Annotated in this window: 19 protein-coding genes; all 19 read left to right on the top strand. The window is 30.4% G+C overall.

Annotated elements, in window-relative coordinates:
* Positions 1 to 119: 119 nt before the first annotated feature.
* The 19 genes from hflX to secF all read left to right on the top strand — a co-directional run bounded on the left by hflX (position 120) and on the right by secF (position 17,263).
* A complete protein-coding gene (hflX, locus tag CLOST_RS06790) occupies positions 120 to 1,418 on the top strand; it encodes a GTPase HflX (protein WP_013361540.1) in 1,299 nt (432 codons plus the stop codon).
* A 1-nt stretch (position 1,419) separates the two neighbouring features.
* Positions 1,420 to 2,085, top strand: coding sequence for a HEAT repeat domain-containing protein (locus CLOST_RS06785; RefSeq protein ID WP_013361539.1), 666 nt, complete (start codon positions 1,420 to 1,422; stop codon positions 2,083 to 2,085).
* 5 nt (positions 2,086 to 2,090) lie between these two features.
* Entirely contained in the window at positions 2,091 to 2,738 is a 648-nt protein-coding gene (locus tag CLOST_RS06780; RefSeq protein ID WP_013361538.1) for a YigZ family protein, read from the top strand.
* Positions 2,739 to 2,764: 26 nt separating this feature from the next.
* The gene (locus CLOST_RS06775; RefSeq protein ID WP_013361537.1) at positions 2,765 to 3,169 is read left to right on the top strand and encodes a CoA-binding protein; all 405 of its coding nucleotides are present in this window, start codon (positions 2,765 to 2,767) and stop codon (positions 3,167 to 3,169) included.
* Between the two features lie 3 nt (positions 3,170 to 3,172).
* On the top strand, positions 3,173 to 3,922 hold the full coding sequence (nadE, locus tag CLOST_RS06770) for an NAD(+) synthase (protein ID WP_013361536.1): 750 nt from the start codon (positions 3,173 to 3,175) through the stop codon (positions 3,920 to 3,922).
* 91 nt (positions 3,923 to 4,013) lie between these two features.
* Positions 4,014 to 4,727: a YebC/PmpR family DNA-binding transcriptional regulator gene (locus CLOST_RS06765; protein ID WP_013361535.1), complete on the top strand. Its 714-nt coding sequence runs from the start codon at positions 4,014 to 4,016 to the stop codon at positions 4,725 to 4,727.
* Positions 4,728 to 4,815: 88 nt separating this feature from the next.
* Positions 4,816 to 6,822: an alpha/beta hydrolase family protein gene (locus CLOST_RS06760; protein ID WP_013361534.1), complete on the top strand. Its 2,007-nt coding sequence runs from the start codon at positions 4,816 to 4,818 to the stop codon at positions 6,820 to 6,822.
* A gap of 114 nt (positions 6,823 to 6,936) precedes the next feature.
* A complete protein-coding gene (locus CLOST_RS06755; RefSeq protein WP_013361533.1) occupies positions 6,937 to 7,413 on the top strand; it encodes a MarR family winged helix-turn-helix transcriptional regulator in 477 nt (158 codons plus the stop codon).
* Positions 7,406 to 8,788: an MATE family efflux transporter gene (locus tag CLOST_RS06750; protein ID WP_013361532.1), complete on the top strand. Its 1,383-nt coding sequence runs from the start codon at positions 7,406 to 7,408 to the stop codon at positions 8,786 to 8,788. The genes CLOST_RS06755 and CLOST_RS06750 overlap by 8 nt, the downstream gene beginning before the upstream one ends.
* 72 nt (positions 8,789 to 8,860) lie before the next feature.
* Positions 8,861 to 9,352 (top strand): crossover junction endodeoxyribonuclease RuvC, encoded by a 492-nt coding sequence (ruvC, locus tag CLOST_RS06745; protein ID WP_013361531.1) that lies wholly within the window; start codon positions 8,861 to 8,863, stop codon positions 9,350 to 9,352.
* A 9-nt stretch (positions 9,353 to 9,361) separates the two neighbouring features.
* Entirely contained in the window at positions 9,362 to 9,961 is a 600-nt protein-coding gene (gene ruvA / locus CLOST_RS06740) for a Holliday junction branch migration protein RuvA (protein ID WP_013361530.1), read from the top strand.
* A gap of 21 nt (positions 9,962 to 9,982) precedes the next feature.
* The gene (ruvB, locus tag CLOST_RS06735) at positions 9,983 to 10,984 is read left to right on the top strand and encodes a Holliday junction branch migration DNA helicase RuvB (RefSeq protein WP_013361529.1); all 1,002 of its coding nucleotides are present in this window, start codon (positions 9,983 to 9,985) and stop codon (positions 10,982 to 10,984) included.
* A gap of 12 nt (positions 10,985 to 10,996) precedes the next feature.
* Entirely contained in the window at positions 10,997 to 11,650 is a 654-nt protein-coding gene (locus CLOST_RS13560; RefSeq protein ID WP_013361528.1) for a SpoIID/LytB domain-containing protein, read from the top strand.
* Positions 11,610 to 12,476, top strand: a complete 867-nt coding sequence (locus CLOST_RS06730) for a SpoIID/LytB domain-containing protein (RefSeq protein ID WP_049779765.1) — start codon at positions 11,610 to 11,612, stop codon at positions 12,474 to 12,476. Before CLOST_RS13560 ends, CLOST_RS06730 begins: the two co-directional genes overlap by 41 nt.
* Positions 12,477 to 12,490: 14 nt before the next feature.
* Positions 12,491 to 13,516, top strand: a complete 1,026-nt coding sequence (gene queA, locus CLOST_RS06725) for a tRNA preQ1(34) S-adenosylmethionine ribosyltransferase-isomerase QueA (protein ID WP_013361526.1) — start codon at positions 12,491 to 12,493, stop codon at positions 13,514 to 13,516.
* A gap of 19 nt (positions 13,517 to 13,535) precedes the next feature.
* The gene (gene tgt / locus CLOST_RS06720) at positions 13,536 to 14,651 is read left to right on the top strand and encodes a tRNA guanosine(34) transglycosylase Tgt (protein ID WP_013361525.1); all 1,116 of its coding nucleotides are present in this window, start codon (positions 13,536 to 13,538) and stop codon (positions 14,649 to 14,651) included.
* 90 nt (positions 14,652 to 14,741) lie between these two features.
* A complete protein-coding gene (yajC, locus tag CLOST_RS06715) occupies positions 14,742 to 15,008 on the top strand; it encodes a preprotein translocase subunit YajC (protein ID WP_013361524.1) in 267 nt (88 codons plus the stop codon).
* A gap of 134 nt (positions 15,009 to 15,142) precedes the next feature.
* Positions 15,143 to 16,387 carry a protein translocase subunit SecD gene (secD, locus tag CLOST_RS14090; RefSeq protein WP_013361523.1) on the top strand — a complete coding sequence of 415 codons (1,245 nt, stop codon included), beginning with the start codon at positions 15,143 to 15,145 and terminating at the stop codon, positions 16,385 to 16,387.
* Positions 16,388 to 16,399: 12 nt separating this feature from the next.
* On the top strand, positions 16,400 to 17,263 hold the full coding sequence (gene secF, locus CLOST_RS14085; protein ID WP_013361522.1) for a protein translocase subunit SecF: 864 nt from the start codon (positions 16,400 to 16,402) through the stop codon (positions 17,261 to 17,263).
* The last annotated feature ends 63 nt before the right edge of the window (positions 17,264 to 17,326 follow it).

Genomic DNA, 17,326 nt, shown 5'->3' with positions numbered 1-17,326 from the left:
CCAATATATTATATCATAAGTCTTTTCGTATAATATAAATTTTTATAAACTGTAACATTTAATAACTGTTGACTATAGGTTATAATATAAAAAACACTACTAAAAACGAGGTAAATCAAATGGAAGATAATATGAATAAATTAGAAGAAAGAATGATATTAGTTGGATTAAATGTTACAGACTATAAGAAGAATACATCTTCAACCAAAATTGAAGAATCTATGATTGAGTTAGAAGAACTAGCTAAAGCAGCTGGCGGTAATGTACTTGGGAGTATAATTCAAAATAGAGATAACTACGATGTTGCATATTATCTTGGCAAGGGAAAGGCTGAGGAAATAAAAGAGTATGCAAATAATATGCAAGCAAACTTAATTGTTTTCAATGAAGAGCTATCTGGAGCTCAAATTAGAAATCTTGAAGAAATTATTGGGTTGGATATTATAGACAGAACTGCGCTTATTTTGGATATATTTGCAAAAAGGGCTTTATCTAGAGAGGGAAAACTTCAAGTTGAACTTGCACAGTATAAATATCGACTTCCAAGGTTAATTGGTGTCGGGAAAGAAATGTCAAGGCTAGGAGGGGGAATAGGAACTAAAGGGCCTGGAGAAAAAAAATTAGAAACTGATAAAAGACATATAAGAGAAAGAATTTATGACATTCAAAGGGAATTAAAGGAAATAAAAAAAAATAGAGAGATTCAAAGATCTAAAAGATTAAAGTCAAATTTGCCAATAGTTGCACTGGTTGGATATACAAACTCTGGAAAATCTACCTTATTGAATAAATTGATTCAATCACACAGAGAATATAGCGCGGATAAAGATGTATTTGTTAAAGATATGCTGTTTGCGACTCTAGATGTTTCGCTTAGAAAAGCTATACTCCCTTCTAACAAAGAATATCTTATAACTGATACAGTGGGCTTTGTATCAGATTTGCCACACTATTTGGTAGAAGCATTTAAAGCTACCCTTGAGGAGGTAAGTTATGCAGATTTATTGTTACATGTAGTAGATTCTTCTAATGAGCATTTCAATTTGCAGATCGACACTACATTAGGTGTTTTAAAAGAAATTGGTGCTGCTGACAAGCCTATGATTTATGTATTCAATAAAGCTGATAAAGTAAACTATGAACTTGATTATAAGCCTAAGGATGAATATGTATTTATTTCTGCAAAAACTGGATATAATAATGAGCAATTACTACAAAAAATAGAATGTCATATTAATTCAAATTTAAAAAAAGTTAAGCTTTTGATTCCTTTTTCTAACGGAGAAGTTATAAATTCTTTACACAAGAAATATAATTTTGAAGAAAACTATTCTGAAGAAGGAATACTTGTTCAAATAGATATTACCGAGGAAGATTATGGCCGCTACAAAAAATATATTGTAGAAGAGGTTTTATAAAATGAAATTAGATTGGGAAAATATCGAGAACTTGAGTGATAATGAAATATCCTATCTTTTGTATTTAGAAAATAAAAGTATTTACCAAATATCGAAGATTAGAAACTTGGGCGAAGATATAGTCAAACTTCATATTTATAAAATAAAAAAAGACTTATTGTTGTCTGAAACGAAAATAGCGGATATTAATATACTATCGGAATATCTATCTCTTTCAAAACCAGAAAGAGAACAATATTTAGAATGCATTGATAAAGAAAACGAAAAATGTCTGTTAGATGAATTTAGCAAAACAATGATGGACATAGATAATATTGAAGACCTAATGGTGATAATATGGACTATTGGAGAACTTAAAACAAACTCTTTCAATGATAAACTAAAATTTTACGCTAGTCACCCGCATGGCAATATAAGAAGAATGACATACTCTGCTATGGGGAAAATAGGAAGCATGGAATTTTTACCATATTTATCAAATGGAATGAAGGATATAAAACCTCAAGTTAAGCAATACGCAATTATAGCTTTTGGAAAAATTGCTGATAAGGAATATATATATAAACTAAATGAGATATACACAAACAAAAATGAAAAAGAATATGTAAGAAGAGCAGCAAAACAATCAATTGAATTAATTTTAGACAGAATTAATAATGAGAGGTAATAAAATTGAATGAATATAAAACTGTTTTTGAATCAGGAGAATCAACAATAATTATAGAAAAGTCAAAATTTATTGGTTATAGTAGACATGTTGAAACTGAGGAAGATGCATTGACATTTATTAACGAGATAAAGAAAAAAAATAAAGATGCTACCCATAATGTTTCGGCATACATTCTAGGTGAAAAAATGAATGCACAAAAATATTCAGATGATGGAGAACCATCTGGAACTGCAGGAATACCTATTTTAGAACTTATGAAAAAGGAAGAATTAACTAACTCTGCTATAGTAGTGACAAGATATTTTGGAGGGATAAAATTAGGGGCAGGAGGATTGGTAAGAGCATACTCAAAATCAGCAAAATCCACCCTTGAAAACTCATTAATATCTCAAAAAAAAATATTTATTCCGATTGAAATTTTATTTGATTATAGCTTTTTAGGAAAAATTCAAAATGATATCAGTACAAGAAATATTCTCACTTCAAAGCCTGATTTCGAAGATGTGGTGAAATATACTATTTATGTTGATAAAGAAGAAATCGATTCGAGCATTAATCATATTAATGATTTAACCTCAGGTAATGTTATAATAGATATTAAAGATGAAGTTTTGTTAGATTTTGTAAATGATAACTATATATTACTTTGATTTGAATTCATTTAGGAGGAATTGATATGAATATGAACGAAATTAAAAAAACAATGTTAGAGAGCAAAAATTGGGCAATTTATGGAGCTACTCCTGATAAAAATAAATTTGGATACAAAATACCTACTAGAATGAAAAATCATGGCTACAATGTATTTGGGATTAATCCCAAATATAAGGGCGAAACTGTGAATGATGTTGAAATATACTCATCTTTAGATGAAATCAATGAAAAAATTGATTGTATAGATATTGTAGTAAATCCTAAAATAGCTATGATGGTTATAGATGAAGCAGTAAAAAATGGAATAAAATATCTTTGGTTTCAGCCTGGAACCTGGGATGATGAGGTTATAAAAAAAGCATTGGATAATAATTTAAACATAGTTTATGGACACTGCGTATATGCTATTCTTGGTATGGAGGAATAGTTAATGGAAGCTATGTTTAAAAAAATAGATTTGACTGTGGATTGGTTAAGGGAGAAGGTTAATGAATCAAAATCCAAAGGTTTAGTTGTAGGAATATCTGGAGGAATTGATTCAGCAGTTGTTGCTTATTTAATAAAAAAAGCTTTCCCAGAAAATTCTCTAGGAGTAATTTTGCCAATTAAGAGCAATCCGCAAGATGTAGAGCATGCTAATTTATTAGTTAACAAGTGTAGGATTGAATCTATGAATATCAATTTAACTAAAACTCACGAACTTTTATTTAATGAAATAAAAAATACAATGTCAAGTGACCAATTATGGAATCCAACCTATCAAAAAATATCTGATGCAAATCTAAGAGCAAGACTGAGAATGAGCACATTATATACTATTGCAAATAATTTAGGATATATGGTAGTAGGAACTGACAACAAGGCGGAAGTATATACTGGTTATTTTACGAAATACGGAGATGGCGGAGTAGATTTATTGCCTATAGCAAATCTTCTAAAGAGAGAAGTTTACGAGTGGGCGAAAGTACTTGGAGTTCCAAATGAGATAATTAATAAAGCTCCATCTGCGGGTTTGTGGGATGGCCAAACTGATGAACTTGAAATGGGGACAACTTATGATTATATCGATGCATATATAAGTGGAAATGAAATCCCTGAAAAAGACAGAGTAATTATTGATAAACTTCATATATCATCTGAGCATAAAAGAAGTGCTATTCCTACCCCACCAATCTTTTAGCTACAAAAAAAATCAAACCATTTACTATGAAATTTATTTATGTTAAAATTTTATAGTTAATTTGATTTAGCTTATTCAAGGAGGATTGAATGTGGGACGTATAGGAAACATAATCAACAAAAAGGGAAAACAAGATGCAAAACGAGCTAAGATTTTCACAAAATATGCTAGACTTATTTCGGTAGCTGCTAAAATGGGTGGAGGAGACCCTGAATACAATGCCAATCTAAAAAATGCAATAGAAAAAGCTAAAAGTGAAAATATGCCCAACGACAATATTGAAAGAGCAATAAAAAAAGGAATAGGCTCAGGAGATGGAGAAAGCTATGAGCATATAACCTATGAAGGCTATGGACCTGGTGGTGTAGCAGTTATAATAGAAACTCTTACTGACAATAAAAATAGAACTGCTGGAAACATGAGATACTATCTTGATAAAAATGGCGGAAATCTAGGAACTGCTGGATGCGTTAGCTTTATGTTTGATAGAAAAGGCCAAATTATAATAGAAAAATCTGATGATATATCTGAAGATACGCTTATGGAACAAGCTTTAGAAGCTGGAGCAGAAGATTTTGTTACTGAAGAAGATTGTTTTGTAGTTTTAACTGATATCGAAAGCTTCTTACAAGTTAAAGATGCATTATCTAGTCATGGCTATTCATTTGTTACGGCAGATATTGAAATGATACCTCAAACATATACAGCTATTTCTGATGACCAAAAGAAAAGTATGGATAAGATGATGGATATGTTAGAGGAAGATGATGACGTTCAAAATGTATACCACAATCTTGAAGATTAAATAATTTACTAGACAAAAAGTTTTCTTTGAATTACTATCAAAGAAAACTTTTTTTATTGTTTTGTATAACCAGAAGGGAGTATATAAAATGGGGAAAATTAAAAAAAATGATTTGCTTAAAATGAAATTTTTGTCTAATTTATCAATATCGCCTGATAATAAATATCTAGCAGTTTCTGTCTCTCAAGTAGATAGTGAAACAAAGGGATATGAAAGCAATATTCATATATATGATATTGAACAAAATAAGTGGGGTCAATATACTGGCAGTGGATTAGACAATAGTTTTATTTGGGATATGAATTTACCTATAATATATATAAATTCCTTGAGAGATGTTAAAGACAAAGAAAAGAGAAAAAACGGCTATGAAATATCAACAATTTATCAATTAGATCTGTTTAAGGGTGAAGCTATAAAGAAATATATTATTCCAAAAAATATTAAGTCTTTTAAACAGATTTCTGAATTTAAGTTTATATTTTCAGCAGACTATTTCCTTGGTACAAAAGACTTTTATTTATTATCGGATGAAGAGAAAGAACTAGAAGTAAAAAAAAGAAAAGATAAGGATGGTTTTGAGGTAATTGAAAATTTGCCATTTTGGGAAAATGGATCTGGGTTTATTCACAATTCTATAACTAAAATCTACACTTATGATGCAGAAAACGATAAGATTAAAAATATATCTGATATTTTGGGAGATGATATAGATGTATATGACTTCCAATTAGATCCAACAAAATCTAAAGTAGTTGTAATCTATGGAACTAAATTAGGTAAAATGGATTTAAAAAACAAATTAGCTATAATAGATATAGAAAATAAAAAGGTTATCTTTGATTATTCAGATAAAAAATACAATATAAGCAGTGCATTTATGTTTGATGAAAATAATCTTATAGTATCGGCAACTGCTATGGAAAATTATGGCATTAATGAAAATCCTAAATTTTATAAAGTCAATTTTGATACACTTGATTTTGAATGCTTGAACTCTGATTTTGACATGAGTTTATGGAATTCAGTTGGTACGGACATTAGGCTATATTCTTCTGAAAATTTAAAGCAGACTAATAATAAACTATATTTTATATCCACATTGGGTTATTCATCTAATATATTTGAACTTGATTTAAAAGGTAATTTAAAGCAATTGACGAATAATACAGGGTCGGTCGATGAATATGTAGTAACTGATAAAGGAATATTTTTCATAGGCTTAAGAAATATGGTGCCTCAGGAGATATATAGAGTTTCAAATTCTGAAGAAAAAATAAGTAATTTTAATGATTATATATCTGAAAAAAGAGAAATTATTTATCCAAACCATTTTTGTGTAAAGGATAGTGATAATTATAGTATTGATTACTGGGTTATGAAACCATATAAATTTAAAGCTGATAAGAAATACCCTCTAATCATAGATATTCATGGTGGTCCGAAGACCGTATACGGAGAAGTATATTATCATGAGATGCAGTATTGGGCAGCAGAGGGATTTGCAGTATTATTTTGTAACCCTAGAGGTTCAGATGGAAAAGGAGATGAATTTGCTGATATTAGGGGTGAATATGGTAAGGTTGATTATGATAACATAATGCTATGTTTGAACCAAGCTATAAAAACTAATCCATTTATTGATACTGATAAGATGTATGTAACAGGTGGATCGTATGGCGGATTTATGACAAACTGGATTATTGGACATACTGATATTTTTAAAGCAGCAGCTACTCAAAGAAGTATATCTAGTTGGACAAGCATGTATGGAACGACAGACATAGGTTATTATTTTGCTACTGATCAGACGGCATCTGACCCATGGAATAGCTACGATAAAATGTGGAGTCAGTCTCCAATGAAATTTTATAATAATATAAAAACACCTACTCTTATTGTTCATTCTGATCAGGACTATAGATGTTGGTTATCAGAAGCACTACAATTATTTACATCTTTGAAACACAATGATGTAGATAGTAAATTAATTATTTTCAAAAATGAAAATCATGAATTGACCCGTAGCGGAAGACCTGACAATAGAATTAAAAATCTAGAAGAAATAACTGAGTGGTTCAAAAAATATTTATAAGCATTTTGACTAAGTTTTACTTAAAACATTGTTCATATGAACAATGTTTTTTAGTTGCATTAGCAACTATCATATTGTATAATAGTTCATGCTTATGAATGGAGGAAACTGTAAATGAAGAAAACCTATGATTATCATGAGTTTAATCCGGGAAAATATATATCTATGCTATATAGGCATGGAAGATGCTATATGGATACTGCTATGAGTAAGTTTGAAATTGGAAGTGGACAATATACATTTTTATTTTATTTATATAAGGATAATGGTGCTAGCCAAGACGAAATAAGTAAAGCGCTTGATATAGATAAAGCCACTACAGCAAGAGCTATTACAAAATTAGAAGATAAAGGATTTATAACAAGAGAATCTGACGAGAGTGACAAACGTGTCAATAGGATATATCTTACAGAAAAATCTATCGAGATAAAAGAAGAAATGATAAATTTTTCTAAACAATGGAGTGAAATTATACTAGAGGATATATCTGAAACTGAAAAGGAAAATTTAAGAAGTCTACTGTATAAGATATCAGAGAATGCTTCAAAATATAAAAAAAATAGATGTAGAAAAGGTGAAAAAAATGACTAAACAATTAGAGCTAAAAGACGAAAAGATATGGAAGCTATTGCTTAAGTTCTCTATACCAGCAATAATTGGAATGATGGTTAATGCTTTATATAACGTTGTAGACAGGATGTATATAGGGCGTTTAGGAGCTTTAGCTATGACAGGTATAGGACTTAATTTGCCATTTATGACTATTTTGATGGCTTTCGGTATGCTCGTGGGTATTGGATCTGGAGCAATAATTTCAATCAGATTAGGCCAAAATAAGAAAGAAGAAGCAGAAAAAATTCTTGGAAATGCAGTTACATTGATTTTTATAATAATATCAATTGTTGTAGTGCTTTCTTATATTTTTAAAACAGATTTATTATATTTATTTGGAGCGAGCAGTGAAACTATTGGATATGCCGATGACTATATTTCAATTATCCTAGCGGGAGCACTTTTTCAGGGCTTAGGTTTTGGTATTAATAACATCATTAGAGCCGAGGGAAATCCTAAAATAGCAATGTATACAATGCTTATAGGCGCAATTATAAATATAGTTTTGGATCCTATTTTTATATTTACTTTCAATATGGGGATTAAAGGAGCAGCACTGGCTACTATAATATCTCAGTTTGTATCAATGGTTTGGGTATTTAAACATTTTTTATCTGAAAAAAGTAATTTAAAATTAAAAATTAATAATTTAAAACTAGATATGAGTATAATAAAAAATATTTTTGCAATAGGGATGGCCCCTTTTTTCATGCAAATAGCAGCTAGCCTTGTAACTATTATTTCTAATAATGCATTAAAGACTCACGGTGGAGATATGGCAATAGGAGCAATGACGGTGATAAATGCGATAGCAATATTTTTTCTAATGCCTATTTTTGGCATTAATCAAGGATCACAACCTATAATTGGGTTCAACTATGGTGCTGGAGAATATAAACGAGTTAAAAGCGCACTAAAGCTTGCGGTAGCTGCGGGGACAGCAGTTGCGACCTTAGGATTTATATTAACTCAGTTTTATACTGTAGGCTTGATAAAAATATTTAACGATGATCTTGAGCTTATAAAATTTACAACTACAGGAATGAAAATATTTTTAGCAATGCTTCCGTTAGTAGGTTTTCAAATTGTAAGCTCAAATTATTTTCAAGCAGTGGGAAAAGCTCCAAAATCCATGTTTTTAAGTTTGCTTAGACAAGTTATAGTTTTAATTCCTATGCTTATTATCTTACCTAAGTATTTAGGGCTTACTGGTGTATGGTTAGCTGGACCGATTTCGGATTTTACAGCTTCAATTGTAACTGCAGTTTTTCTTTACAATGAAATGAAGCATTTGAATGATTCTCATGAAAATAAAATTAAATCGGCGAATAGTATGGAAATTCCAAGCATATAGATATATAATATTAGTATATATTGAATAAAAGACTGCCTAGGCAGTCTTTATTTGTTGAATGGAGAATGCTCGATGATTGTTTTAGGAATTGACCCGGGAATAGCAATAGTAGGGTATGGAATTATAGAATATATAGGTAATAAATTCAAAGTTTTAGATTATGGAGTTATAAGAACAAAATCTGATTTATCCTATCCTGAGCGCTTAGAACTTATATTTAATGGACTGAATCAAATTATTTCTTCATATAATATAGATGAAATAGCAGTAGAAGAGTTATTTTTTTGCAAAAATGTCAAAACGGCAATTGATGTAGCTCATGCAAGAGGAGTAATTGTTTTATGTGGTCAGTTGAATAAAAAACCTATATATGAATATACTCCTCTTCAAGTCAAACAAGGAGTATCTGGTTATGGAAAGGCTGATAAAAGACAAGTACAAGAAATGGTAAAACTTTTGCTAAACCTAAAAACTATACCAAAACCCGATGATGCAGCAGATGCTTTAGCAATTGCTATATCACATTGCCATACTTCAAAAATAACAGGTATGTTTAGAGCATAGGAGCTGAAAATGTTAAATTATATAAAAGGAATTTTGGAAGAAAAGGCAGTTGACAAAATTGTCGTAGAAAATAATGGCATAGGCTATGAAATTTTAACTTCACTAAATACAATAGAAGAAATAAACATAGGAGAAAAGATAAAAATTCATACCAAGCTGCTAGTCCGCGAGGATGATATTCAACTAGTTGGATTTACAAGTAAAGAAGAATTATCTATCTTTAATTTACTTACATCGGTTTCTAAAATAGGACCAAAGCTTGCATTATCTTCTCTTTCAGTTTATAAATCCGAAAAAATTAAACTTATGATAGTAGAATCAGATATAAATTCTCTTGTTAAAATTCCTGGGATGGGTAAAAAAACAGCAGAAAGAGTAATATTAGAATTAAAAGATAAAATAGGAGTAGTTTATTTTACAGATTTAGAATCTAATAGTGAACCTCAGCTAAATATAGGACATCAGGCTATAGAGGCTTTAGTTAGTCTCGGATTTTCAAAAAAAGAATCTGAGGATGTAGTTAAAAAAATCATTAAGAGCGTAGGTAATGATACAGAATCTTTACATGTTGAAACATTAATAAAAAATGCGCTTTTTGAGCTGAGATAAAATAAGGATGGTGTATTATCCATGTTTGATATAAATCAAGATAGATTAATCGATTCATCATTAAAAATAGAAGATGAATCAGAGGTATCATTAAGACCACGGAATATAAGTGAATATATTGGTCAGACAAATGCTGTTAACCAATTAAATATTTTTATTGAGGCTGCTAAAAAGAGAAATGAAACTCTAGATCATGTTCTTTTATATGGACCACCAGGACTAGGAAAAACTACTTTGTCTCATATAATTGCTTCAGAAATGGGAGTTGATATTAAAGTTACGTCAGGACCAGCTATAGAAAGAGCTGGAGATTTAGCTGCAATATTAACTAATCTCAAGGATAAAGATATACTTTTCATAGATGAAATTCATAGGATAAACAGAAATGTAGAAGAAGTACTTTATCCTGCTATGGAAGATTATTGCTTAGATATAATAATTGGAAAAGGTCCTTCTGCTAGGTCTATTAGATTGGACATTCCTAAATTCACCCTTATTGGAGCTACAACTAGGACTGGTATGCTTACTTCTCCACTTAGAGATAGATTTGGGGTTATCTTAAATTTGGATTTATATTCTGTAGAGCAGCTACTTGAAATTGTTACTAGGTCCGCTAAAATATTAGATGTTCCTATTAATAATGATGCAGCTATAGAAATTGCTAGGAGATCTAGAGGAACCCCTAGAATTGCTAATAGACTTTTAAAAAGAGTGAGAGATTATGCCCAAGTAATGGGTGATGGGAAAATAACCCTAAAAATTGCTAAAGAATCTTTGCTAGTATTTGAAGTTGACGAAGAAGGACTTGATAAAGTTGACCAGAGACTACTTCAGTCAATAATTAAAAATTTTGCAGGGGGACCAGTAGGTCTAGATACTTTAGCAGCATCGATAGGAGAAGATAAAGAAACTATTGAAGAGGTTTGCGAACCTTTTCTCATTCAAAAGGGGTTTCTAAATAGAACTCCAAGAGGAAGAGTAGCTACGGATTTTGCTTACAAGCATTTTAATTGTAAGAGATAGGAGCTTGGTAATATGAAGTTGATAAATAAAGTATATATCATTATTGCAATTACGCTTGTTTGTTTGACATATTCACAAATTCCTGCCTTCTCAAATCAGTTGGCAAATCAAAATATACGAATTGGATTATTTTTTAATTCTACGGCATTGTCTCAGGCCAACCTTAAAGCATCAAATTTAAACATTTTAAATGAAAATAATTCTGTTTTAGGAACAATATTTGGAGATGCTTCATATACTATTAGTCCTGTAAATAAAGAAATTATATTACTTGATAAAACCTACTATGATTTAAACACAGCTTTAATTGAAATACAGACTTCTGGTGGCTTATTTAATAATAACTTCGTATACTTAACATCTGATGGGTATAAAACGGCTACTTACTCGATTCAAGCGGACAATATTTCTTCTATGATTAATAGCAAAAATATTGGATTGTTTTCCTCAGCTGGTAATCCAATTATAGTTTATGATAATTCAATGAAATTAAAATTTTCAAATTCAGACTATCAAAAGCATATAGAAATTCAAAATAAACCGTATAGAGGAAATATTAGCTTTCAATTAGATAGCTCAAATAAACTTACAGTTATAAATACACTTCCTATTGAGGATTATTTATATGGAGTGGTTGCAAAAAGAAATGCCTGCATCTTGGAATAAAGAAGCTTTAAAAGCTCAAGCTATTTCAGCAAGAAATTATGCAATTAAGAATTTAAATAAATACAAATCTTTAGGATTTGATTTATGTACTACTCAAAATTCTCAAGTTTATGGCGGTGTTGATGCTGAGCATGTTGATACAAATAAAGCTGTAGACGAGACTAGAGGGATTTTAGCGTATCATAGTGGAAATGTTGCAGATTTATTCTATCATTCATCAAGTGGAGGGAAAACTGAGAACTCAGAAAATATTTGGTCGAATGCAGTACCCTACCTTAGAGGAGTTGAAGATCCGTATTCACTAGGTTCTCCGAATGATTACTGGGAATATAAAATTTCAAAATCAGAAATAGAAAACCTTCTAAGAAGTAAAGGTAAAAATATAGGAAATTTTCTAGGAATAAGAATCGATAAAATTTCTGAAAATGAAAGAATTCTAAAACTGACCTTTGTTGGAGATAGCGGTGAAACAACCATTGAAAAGGAAGCGATAAGAGGTTTGTTTGGATATTCCAATTTAAAAAGCAATTGGTTTACAATAAACAGTCAGAACACAAAAAATACTCAAAGTATCGTAAGCGATTCTTATATTGCTGCTCTTAACGATTTACAGCTGTTTTTGAATAAATCAGAATCAAATAAAATAAATGGCTATTCAAATCTAAGTAATAATGATATTATTACTTCTCAAGATTATTTGTTTCAAGGCAAAGGCTATGGACATGGACTAGGTATGAGCCAATATGGAGCAAAAAAAATGGCAGAACAAGGTTACACCTTTGATGAAATTTTAAAATACTATTTTAAAGGAATAGATGTATATTAGAAAGGAAGAAATTATTGAAGACAAATGATTTTTACTTTGACCTACCTGAAGATTTAATAGCTCAGGTTCCACTCAAAAATAGAGATGAATCAAGATTAATGACATTAGATAAAAATACTGGAGAAGTTAAGCATAAAACCTTTAGAGATATTTTAGAATGTTTGAATGATAATGATATTCTTGTTTTAAACAATACACGTGTTATTCCAGCTAGATTATTTGGATTTAAAGCAGAAACCAATGCAGAAATTGAAATTCTTTTACTTTCCAGAAAAGATATAAATACATGGGAAGCTCTAACCAAGCCAGCAAAGAGATTGAAGCTCGGAACGAAGATAATCTTTGGAGATGGGTTACTTATTGGAATAGTAAAAGAATTACAAGAAGATGGTATAAGAACTATAGAGTTTGAATATGAAGGTATTTTTGAAGATGTTTTGGATAGACTTGGTAATATGCCACTACCTCCATATATACATGAAAAACTAGAAGATAAAGAAAGATATCAAACTGTATATTCTAAAGTTACTGGCTCTTCTGCTGCCCCTACCGCAGGGCTTCACTTTACTCCTGAAATTTTGCTGGAGCTAAAAAATAAAGGAGTGCAGATTGAATATGTAACACTTCATGTTGGATTAGGGACATTTAGACCAGTTAAAGCAGAGTCTATTTTCGATCATACAATGCATAAAGAATATTTTGAAATCGCAGAGGATGTTAAAAATAGACTAAATGAAGCTAAGAAAAATGGTAAAAGGATAGTGTGTGTAGGAACAACGAGTGTGAGGACTTTAGAGTCGTCTGCAAATATTTTAAATAATTTAGATAGAAATTCAGGATGGACGGATATTTTTATTTATCCATCATATGAATTTAAATTTGTTGATGCTATGATTACAAACTTCCATTTGCCAGAGTCTACTTTGATTATGATGATAAGTGCTTTTGCAGGGAAGACTTATATTATGGATGCTTATGAAGAAGCAATAAGAGAAAAATATAGATTTTTTAGTTTTGGAGATGCAATGTATATATTCTAATAGAAAGTGTGGTTTTTTAATGTCGGCAATAAGATATGAATTAATTAAAACATGTAAACAGAGTGGTGCTAGGCTGGGTAAAATTTATACTCCTCATGGAGTAATTGATACACCTATTTTTATGCCTGTTGGTACTCAAGCAACTGTAAAATCTATGACTCCAGAAGAATTAAAAGTAATGGATGCCAGAATAATTTTATCCAATACATATCATTTATATATGAGACCTGGTCATGAGCTTATTGAAAAAGCTGGAGGGCTTCATAAATTTATGAACTGGGATAGAGCAATTCTAACAGATAGCGGAGGGTTTCAAGTTTTTAGCTTAGGACCTCTTAGAAAAATAGTAGAAGAAGGTGTACATTTTAGATCTCATCTTGATGGCTCAAAACATTTTATAAGTCCAGAAAAGGCAATAGAGATTCAAAATTCATTAGGTGCAGATATAATTATGTCATTTGATGAATGTGCACCATATCCTTCTGAATATAATTATGTAAAAAAATCTCTAGAAAGAACAACAAGATGGGCAAAAAGAGGAAAAGAAGCTCATAAATATCCAGAAAAGCAAGCTTTATTTGGAATTGTTCAAGGTGGCATGTACAAAGATTTAAGAACTCAATCAGCAAATGAGCTAATGGAAATAGATTTCCCAGGATATTCTATTGGTGGGCTATCTGTAGGTGAACCTAAACCGATAATGTATGATGTTTTAGAGCATACTACGCCTCTACTTCCAAAAGATAAACCTAGATACTTGATGGGTGTAGGAAGCCCAGACGATTTAATTGAAGGAGTAATAAGAGGAGTAGATATGTTTGACTGTGTACTTCCTACTAGAATTGCGAGAAATGGAACGGCAATGACTAGCCAAGGAAAGGTTGTTGTTAGAAATGCTACTTATCAAGAGGACTTTACTCCACTTGACCCTAATTGTAATTGTTATACTTGCAAGAACTATTCTAGAGCGTATATTAGACATCTTGTTAAGGCAAATGAAATTTTAGCTTCTAGATTAATTACTAACCATAATCTACATTTTCTTTTAAATCTAATGCACGAAGTTCGTACAGCAATAAAAGAAGATAGGCTATTAGATTTTAAAAAAGATTTTTATTCTAAGTATGGCTTATAATTTTTTTATTAATAAAAAAGTGGATGAATTATTAAAAATAAGATATTATAATACTTGGAAAACATTCTCCTATTAGGAGGTGAAATGTAAATGAATGTTCAGCAATTAAGCAGTTTAGTTATACCTTTTATTTTTCTAATCATATTTTATTTATTGTTGATAAGACCTCAGCAAAAAAGGGAAAAATCTATTAAAGAAATGAGAAATTCTCTTAAAGTTGGAGACAATGTTGTAACAATAGGCGGTATGGTAGGGAAAATAGTAAAAATCTTTGAAGATGAAGTCACCATAGAAATCGGATCAGACAAAACTAAGATAACTCTTGAAAAATGGGGTATTGCGAGAGTAAAACAATAATTTTGTAGTCTTCCACTTCTAATAGACTAGTGGAAGATTTTTTTTGACATATAATAAATTCAGATATAAAAGTTATAAGAATTTTTATCATGTCAAACCATGCATATAAATATAAAAAGTAAGGAGGATATTATATGAAATTTAAAAATGTAAGTCTTTTTATATTAATAATATTAGTTATAGCTGGTTTTAGCTTTACAGCAATTAATGGACTAAATATTGGAAATATAAAACTTTCGCCAGTAGGAACACAAATTAATCAAGGATTGGACCTTAAGGGAGGAGTTTTTGTTGTATATGAAGCAAAAACTGATGCTAAGGGAGAAGAGTTAAATAAAATTATTGACCAAACAATTGAAGTTTTTAGAAAAAGAGTAGATGGTATGGGATTAACTGAACCTGTAATTGTAAAAGAGGGCGATAATAGAATTAGAATTGAGCTTCCAGGAGTAAATGATGCTCAGCAAGCTATAGAAACTATAGGGAAAACTGCTCAGTTACAGTTTATTTTGCCAGATGGAAATGTAGTAGTTTCAGGTGCGGAAGTTACTAAAGCTGATGTTATGATTGATAGCAGAAATAATCAACCATTTGTATCTTTAGAGTTTAATAGTGAAGGAAGTAAAAAGTTTGCAGAAGCAACTAGAAGCTTAGCTCCTACAAATGAGCCGATTTTCATAGTACTTGATGGTGAAGTTATATCAAGTCCTAGGGTTAACGAAGAAATACCTAATGGACAAGCTCAAGTAACTGGTAATTTTACAATAGAGAGTGCTTCAGAATTAGCCGGATTAATTAGGGCAGGTGCACTACCAGTAGATTTTGAGGAAGTTCAAAGCTCTACTATAACAGCTACTCTTGGTGAGGAAGCTTTAGATAAAAGCATATATGGAGCAAGCATAGGAATTTTATTGGTAATGCTATTCATGATATTTTACTATAGACTTCCTGGACTTGTTGCAGCTATTGCACTTGTAGCATATGTATTAATAGTCATATATACATATATAGGAATAAAGGCAACTTTAACTTTACCAGGTATAGCAGCAATGATTCTATCAGTTGGTATGGCTGTTGATGCGAATGTAATAATTTTCGAAAGAATTAAAGAAGAAATAAGAAGTGGTAAATCTATAAGAGTATCTGTAGATTCTGGTTTTCAAAAAGCTATGTCTACAATCATAGATTCCCAAATAACAACTTTTATTGCTGGTGTAGTGCTGTATAACTTTGGGACAGGAAGTATAAAAGGATTTGCTATAACTTTAATGATTGGTATTATGGCCTCAATGTTTTCTGCTATAATTATCACTAGATTTTTATTAAAATCTGTTATTGGAATTTCAAATATTAAAAATACAAAATTTTTTGGAGTATAGGAGGGAAAGCAAATGAATATCATAAAAAATAAGAAAATTTGGTTTAGCTTATCCCTAATTGTAATTATAGTTGGTATGTTACTTGGAATGATTAGAGGATATAATCTAGGTATAGATTTTACTGGAGGAACACTGATTGAAATTCAGATGAAAGACTATGTTGAATCTACTGAAATAAGAGAAATCACAGATGAAATTGATAAGAATGCTACCATTAATCATATTGGAGAGACAAAAGATATAATTCAAATAAGAACTACCGAAAATTTAAACAATGAAGCCAGAATGGAGCTATTTAAATTATTTAAAGAGAAATATAGTTTGGAAGAGAATCAACCACTTAGGTCTGAGCAATTTGGTCCAGCAATTGGTAAAGAAATTCAAAACAAAGCTATGCTATCAGTTATTATAGCAACTATTGGTATGCTAATATACATAACTTTTAGATTTCAGTTATCATATGGATTATCAGCTATACTAGCACTTGTTCATGATGTTTTATTTGTACTTTCTGTTTATGCTATTTTTAGAATTCCACTTAACAGTCCTTTTGTTGCAGCAATGCTTACTGTTGTGGGTTATTCTATTAATGATACTATAGTAGTATTTGATAGAATTAGAGAAAATATGAAGCATGCAAAGAAAAATGCTTATGAGGAAGTTGCAGAACTATCAATAAGACAAACTGTATCAAGATCAATTAATACTTCCTTAACTACTTTGCTTGCTATTGTTGCATTGTATGTTTTTGGAGTAGAGTCAATAAGAGAATTTACTCTTCCTTTGCTAACAGGTATAATGATTGGTACTTATTCATCAATTTTTATAGCAAGTCCAATATGGGTTTTAATTAAGAGTAAAAAGGGCAATATATAAATATTGCCTTTTTTTTTCGAATATTTTCTATAAATTAGCAAAATATATATTTGAATAAGAACA

Origin of the sequence: Acetoanaerobium sticklandii, from assembly GCF_000196455.1 — a bacterium.
GTDB lineage: Bacteria > Bacillota > Clostridia > Peptostreptococcales > Filifactoraceae > Acetoanaerobium > Acetoanaerobium sticklandii.
This window is presented reverse-complemented; position numbering and strand designations above follow the sequence as displayed.

Excerpts from the sequence above, each read along its gene's own strand:
- CLOST_RS06730 (WP_049779765.1), top strand. The coding sequence starts at position 11,610 with ATGGAGTGGTTGCAAAAAGAAATGCCTGCATCTTGGAATAAAGAAGCT.
- nadE (WP_013361536.1), top strand. The coding sequence starts at position 3,173 with ATGGAAGCTATGTTTAAAAAAATAGATTTGACTGTGGATTGGTTAAGG.
- CLOST_RS06755 (WP_013361533.1), top strand. The coding sequence starts at position 6,937 with ATGAAGAAAACCTATGATTATCATGAGTTTAATCCGGGAAAATATATA.
- ruvB (WP_013361529.1), top strand. The coding sequence starts at position 9,983 with ATGTTTGATATAAATCAAGATAGATTAATCGATTCATCATTAAAAATA.
- CLOST_RS06775 (WP_013361537.1), top strand. The coding sequence starts at position 2,765 with ATGAATATGAACGAAATTAAAAAAACAATGTTAGAGAGCAAAAATTGG.
- ruvA (WP_013361530.1), top strand. The coding sequence starts at position 9,362 with ATGTTAAATTATATAAAAGGAATTTTGGAAGAAAAGGCAGTTGACAAA.
- CLOST_RS06785 (WP_013361539.1), top strand. The coding sequence starts at position 1,420 with ATGAAATTAGATTGGGAAAATATCGAGAACTTGAGTGATAATGAAATA.
- CLOST_RS06750 (WP_013361532.1), top strand. The coding sequence starts at position 7,406 with ATGACTAAACAATTAGAGCTAAAAGACGAAAAGATATGGAAGCTATTG.
- CLOST_RS06760 (WP_013361534.1), top strand. The coding sequence starts at position 4,816 with ATGGGGAAAATTAAAAAAAATGATTTGCTTAAAATGAAATTTTTGTCT.
- hflX (WP_013361540.1), top strand. The coding sequence starts at position 120 with ATGGAAGATAATATGAATAAATTAGAAGAAAGAATGATATTAGTTGGA.
- ruvC (WP_013361531.1), top strand. The coding sequence starts at position 8,861 with ATGATTGTTTTAGGAATTGACCCGGGAATAGCAATAGTAGGGTATGGA.
- secF (WP_013361522.1), top strand. The coding sequence starts at position 16,400 with ATGAATATCATAAAAAATAAGAAAATTTGGTTTAGCTTATCCCTAATT.
- secD (WP_013361523.1), top strand. The coding sequence starts at position 15,143 with ATGAAATTTAAAAATGTAAGTCTTTTTATATTAATAATATTAGTTATA.
- CLOST_RS13560 (WP_013361528.1), top strand. The coding sequence starts at position 10,997 with ATGAAGTTGATAAATAAAGTATATATCATTATTGCAATTACGCTTGTT.
- tgt (WP_013361525.1), top strand. The coding sequence starts at position 13,536 with ATGTCGGCAATAAGATATGAATTAATTAAAACATGTAAACAGAGTGGT.
- yajC (WP_013361524.1), top strand. The coding sequence starts at position 14,742 with ATGAATGTTCAGCAATTAAGCAGTTTAGTTATACCTTTTATTTTTCTA.